Source organism: Streptomyces sp. SID14478 (genome assembly GCF_010548525.1).
Taxonomy (GTDB): domain Bacteria; phylum Actinomycetota; class Actinomycetes; order Streptomycetales; family Streptomycetaceae; genus Streptomyces.
In genome coordinates this window covers 1-2,022 of the sequence record NZ_JAAGMG010001003.1, presented here as the reverse complement: position 1 = coordinate 2,022, position 2,022 = coordinate 1, and the positions used below count along the sequence as shown (strand labels likewise).

General features: G+C 74.7%; 2 protein-coding genes and 1 pseudogene. 2 read left to right on the top strand and 1 reads right to left on the bottom strand.

All coding sequences use genetic code 11. The features are described 5' to 3' along the window. On the bottom strand, positions 1 to 657 hold a 657-nt coding region (locus G3I40_RS32520), incomplete at its 3' end, for a glycosyltransferase (protein WP_239092077.1). A gap of 64 nt (positions 658 to 721) precedes the next feature. On the opposite strand from G3I40_RS32520, the gene G3I40_RS32515 reads away from it, so the two are divergent. Further along, complete coding sequence (locus G3I40_RS32515) at positions 722 to 1,435, top strand: response regulator transcription factor (RefSeq protein WP_164306209.1); 714 nt, start codon at positions 722 to 724, stop codon at positions 1,433 to 1,435. Beyond that, positions 1,432 to 2,022 (top strand): annotated as a pseudogene (locus G3I40_RS32510) (two-component sensor histidine kinase); the annotation flags it as partial. The gene G3I40_RS32515 and the pseudogene G3I40_RS32510, both read left to right, overlap by 4 nt.

The following is a 2,022-nucleotide window of genomic DNA, read 5'->3' as shown; positions in this document are numbered from 1 at the left end:
GACGAGCCGGGCGCCGTCCGGGACGCCGAGCTCGCGGCGGGCCGCCCCGCGCAACGCGTCCCTGTCGAGGTCGGCAAGGGCCGCGGCGATCGGCATCCCGGTGGTGAACGCCCGTGTCCCGCCGGGCAGATGGGCCCGGCTGCGGTCGAAGGCGACGGCGATGTGCGGGGTGAGGCGGGCGGCGAAGCGGTTGGCGCGGCCGGGCACCGCGTTGGACTCGTGGATGAGGCTCGGCAGTCCGGCCATCCGGGCACCGACGATCACGGGCGCGCTCGGGTAGCCGCCCATGCCGACGGCGACCTGGGCGCCCTGCTCGCGCAGGATGGCCCGGCACTGGGCGCCGGACTTCATCAGGGCTCCCATACAGCGGGCCGCGGCGGGCCCCAGGAAGAGGGGCCCGAAGGGCCTTCCCTGGAAGGGTGGTGGCGGGAGACGGGTGGGCGGGTCGAAGGGGATCATGTCGACGGTGTGCAGCCGGTATCCGGCGTCCGGTATGAGCCGGGTCTCCAGGCCGCGTTCGGTGCCGACGAAGGAGATCGTCGCGCCCGGGACGGCCCGGCGCAGCGCGTCGGCGAGGGCGAGCCCCGGGTAGATGTGCCCGCCGGTGCCGCCCGCGCCGATGACGACGGACAGGGGTGTTCGCAGGTCGCTTCGCATGAGAAGGGAGCGTCGCGGGCCGCTCTAAGAGGGTTTTAAGAGCCCGGTTTGGCACCTTTGTGCCATGACAACAGCGAGCGCACGCGGTGAGGCCCGGATCCTGGTCGTGGACGACGACCCCGAGGTCCGCTCGGCCGTCGAGGACGCGCTGACCGTGGAGGGCTACCGGGTGGCGTCCGCGCCGGACGGCCAGCGGGCGCTGACCGCGCTCGCGCGCTGGGAGCCGGACGCGGTCGTCCTCGACGTGATGATGCCGGTCCTGGACGGGCTCGCGGTGTGCCGCCAGATGCGTGCCATAGGGGATCGCACGCCCGTCCTGGTGCTGACCGCCCTGGACTCGGTGAGCGAGCGCGTGGACGGCCTGGACGCGGGCGCCGACGACTACCTGGTGAAGCCGTTCGCGCTGGACGAGCTGGCGGCGCGGGTGCGGGCCCTGCTGCGCCGCGCGGCTTCCGATCAGGAGCCGGACGGCTCCCCCGGCTCCCTCGTGTACGGCGACCTGGTCCTCGCCCCGGAGACCCGCACGGCCCGGCGCGGCGGCCGGACCATGGAGTTCAGCCGCACGGAGTTCGCGCTCCTGGAGGTCCTGGTGCGCAATGCCGGGCAGGTGCTGCCGCGCGAGACGATCCAGGAGTCGGTATGGGGGCGCGACTTCGGCCCCGACTCCAACTCCCTTGCCGTGTACGTGGGTTACCTGCGGCGCAAGCTGGAGAAGCCCGGGGAGCCGCGGCTGGTGCACACGGTCCACGGTGTCGGCTACCGGCTGGGCACGCCGTGAGCCGGCGCGGGGCCGGCCGGGCCACGGGGCTGCGGGCCCGGGTCAGGGACCGCACCCCGCTGCGCACCCGCCTGGCGCTGCTGGCCTGCGGCACGGTCGCGCTGATCACGGTGGCCGTGTGCGTGGCCGCGTACGCCGTGATCCGTTACGAGCTCGGGCATCAGCTCGATCTGCAGCTCACGCAGGCGGCGACCCTGGCCACCCAGCAGAACCGGGACGAGCCGCCCGGTGTGCTGTCCGGCGAGTGCCGCTTCCTGGCGTCCCCGGCCTGCGCCCAGCTGGCGCCCGTCGATCCGGCGGACGACCCGAAGGAGCCGTACCTGCTGCCGGTCACGGGCGCGACGCGCGCCGTGGCGGCCGGCACGCGCGCCCCGTTCTACACGAACCTCACGCTCCAGGGGCATCGGGTGCGGATGCTCACCACGCCGTACACGGGCGGGGGCCGGGGCAAGGCGCTGCAGGTGGCGCTGCGTTCGGACACGACGGCGAAGGGGCTGCGGCAGGCGACCGCAATGCTGGCGGCGATCAGCGCGGCCGGGATCGCGCTGGCGGCGGCGGGCGGGTACTGGGTGTCCCGCCGCGGCCTC